At 70.5% G+C, this 3034-nt stretch carries 2 protein-coding genes; one reads left to right on the forward strand and one right to left on the reverse strand.

Annotated features, from left to right (window positions below):
• The first annotated feature begins 245 nt into the window (after positions 1–245).
• Entirely contained in the window at positions 246–1688 is a 1443-nt protein-coding gene (locus V7E09_RS05450; protein ID WP_442956843.1) for a glycine hydroxymethyltransferase, read from the forward strand.
• A 123-nt stretch (positions 1689–1811) separates the two neighbouring features.
• On the opposite strand, the gene V7E09_RS05455 is transcribed toward V7E09_RS05450, so the two are convergent.
• On the reverse strand, positions 1812–3034 hold a 1223-nt coding region (locus V7E09_RS05455; RefSeq protein ID WP_442956844.1), incomplete at its 5' end, for a DUF2207 family protein.

Raw genomic sequence — 3034 nt, forward strand, 5'->3', positions numbered from 1 at the left:
TGCGCCGCAGGAGGCGCTTCGCTGGGCTGCGCCGCAGGGGGCGCGCTCTGATCGTCGGGTCGGTTCTCGTCCTGGGGCTGGTCAGCCATGGTCACCTCTGGTCGTGGGGTTGGGGGTACCACCAACCTAGCGGGCGCACCAGACCCCCGCGGCTGGCCTCAGCGTCCGCCGGGCGCCACGGGGTCGGGGCGGAAGTGGCACGTTGATAGATTGTCGGCACCGACGACCTTGCACAGGAGATGTTCGTGTCCGACCACGCCGCAACCGCGTCCAGCGTTTACACCCAAGCCTTGTCGATCATCAGCAGCGTCGAACCGCGCATCGGCGACGCCATCGGCGCCGAACTGGCCGACCAGCGCGCCTCGCTCAAGCTGATCGCCTCCGAGAACTACGCCTCGCTGGCGACGCTGCTCACCATGGGCAACTGGCTCAGCGACAAGTACGCCGAGGGCACGATCGGACACCGGTTCTACGCCGGTTGCCAGAACGTCGACACCGTCGAGTCGGTGGCCGCCGAGCACGCCCGCGCACTGTTCGGGGCCGAATACGCCTACGTGCAGCCCCACTCCGGCATCGACGCCAACCTCGTCGCCTACTGGGCGATCCTGAACAAGCGCATCGAGGCGCCCGCGCTGGAGCGCCTGGGAGCCAAGAACGTCAACGACCTCACCGAGGCCGACTGGGAGGAGCTGCGCCGCACGTTCAACGAGCAGCGCGTCATGGGCATGAGCCTGGACGCCGGCGGTCACCTCACCCACGGCTTCCGCCACAACATCTCCGGCAAGATGTTCGCCCAGCACTCCTACGGCACCGACCCCGAGACCGGGCTCATCGACTACGACGAGCTCCTCGCCGCCGCCCGCGAGTTCAAGCCGCTCATCCTGGTGGCGGGCTACTCCGCCTACCCCCGTCGGGTGAACTTCGCGAAGATGCGCGAGATCGCCGACGAGGTGGGCGCCACCCTGTTCGTCGACATGGCGCACTTCGCTGGGCTGGTCGCCGGCAAGGTGTTCACCGGCGAGGAGAATCCGGTCCCCTATGCGGACGTCGTCGCCTCCACCACCCACAAGAGCCTGCGTGGCCCGCGAGGCGGCTTCTTGCTGTCGACCCCCGAGTACGCCCCGTTCATCGACAAGGGCTGCCCGATGGTCCTCGGCGGTCCGCTGTCGCACGTGATGGCCGCCAAGGCAGTCGCGTTCGCCGAAGCGCGGACGCCTGACTTCCAGTCCTACGCGCAGCAGGTCGCGGACAACGCCCAGACGCTGGCCGAAGGCCTCCTCAAGCGGGGCGTCCGGCTGGTGACAGGCGGCACCGACAACCACCTCGTCCTGCTCGACGTGGAGAGCTCCTTCGGGCTGACCGGCCGCCAGGCGGAGTCCGCCCTGCTGGATGCGGGCGTCGTCACCAACCGCAACTCGATCCCCCGCGACCCCAACGGCGCCTGGTACACCTCCGGTGTCCGCATCGGGACGCCCGCCCTCACCTCACGCGGTTTCGGTGCCGCCGAGTTCGACCAGGTGGCCGCGCTGATCGCCGACGTGCTCGCCAACACCACCCCGGTCACGGCGTCCACGGGCAAGCCGGGCAAGGCGAAGTACACCCTGGCCGACGGCGTCGCGGAGCGCACCAAGGCGGCGTCGTCCGAGCTGCTCGACGCGAACCCCCTCTACCCGGGGCTGGAGCTGTGAGGCGTCCCTGACACCACGAGGGCCCCGCACCGATCCCGGTGCGGGGCCCTCGTGCGTCCGGGTCAGCGCCTGCGGTCTCCTGCTCCCAAAGCAGGCAACACGTGAGGCCCTCGTGCGTCCGGGTCAGCGTTCGAGGAGGCGACCCTCCACGGTGGTGATGAAGTGCCGCAGCGACTCCGGCAGGTCCGACAGCTCCCAGCCGGCGGGACCGTGATACCAGCTCAGATCGGTCTCGTCCGGGTCGGGATCGGTGTCGGTGGCCGCCAGTCCATCAAACCAGCGACCCAGCCCGCCCAGCACGATGGCGTACGGGAGCACCTCGGACAACTCCGTCTCCGCCTTGGTGGGCGGCATCTCGTCGGTCGGCTGGGTGAGGAGCTGACCGCGCAGGATGTCGAGCCCCTCGAGCACCTTGATTCCGGCCAGGGTGCGCGCCGGAGCATCCTGAATGACCCAGCCGAACCCTGCCGCCAGCGCCACCAGCACCAGCCCCAGCAGGCCGAACTCGGTGAAGGCGATCAGCAGCCCGGCGAGGACGGCGGCGACTCCCAGGCCGACCCAGGTGGCCGTCGCGAACGCGTTCTTGCGCACGTCGGGGCGCCGGGCGAACCACCCGCTGGCGACCACATCGTCGTACAGCTCGCCTTGCAGCCGCGGCAGCACCGTCCCGATGCGTCCCGACAGTTCCGACACCCGGGCCGGGGCTCCGTCCGCGGGCTGGAGCGCACCCAGCAGCGTGGCCTCGAACGGTCGCAGCTCGCGCGGGTTCTCCTCGCGCACGTGCAGTTCCCAGTCGCCCTGCGCGAACCGGCCCCGCGGCAACTCACGGATGAGTAGCGAGCCGTGCACGGCCAGATCGACCAACGTGGCCGTGACGTCGACCGGGTCGGCGCGACCGTCCATGAGGGTGCCGACCTGTCCGGGGCGAACCCCGTCGGAGACCTCGAACTCGCTGCGGCCGGGGCCCACAGGCCGGAAGCTCCCCACGATGGTGGGCGTCAGATCCGGGGAGGGCTCGCGCCGGAGGCGGTGCGACAGGTAGTAGAGCGCGCCCAGGCCGGCGAGCGCGACGATGGCCGCGAGCCCGAGCGGCAACGGGTTCAGGGACAGCGCACGATCGAGCGTCCAGTGATGGGTCAGCACCGCGTTCGAGGCAACCGAGCCCGGCGCGAACCGCAGCGTCACCTGGACGACTTCGCCTGCGCCACGCGGGCCGTCGTGGAAGGTCGGGTCGGGGGCGTCGTGCGTCCCGCCGCGGTACCAGCCACAGGCGCCGGGGGCGGCGGGGGAACCAGCCTCGCAGTCGATCATGGTGAACGGTGCGGGGGCATCCACGGTGGCGTCGA

This window comes from Propioniciclava sp. (genome assembly GCF_036744435.1).
GTDB lineage: Bacteria > Actinomycetota > Actinomycetes > Propionibacteriales > Propionibacteriaceae > Propioniciclava.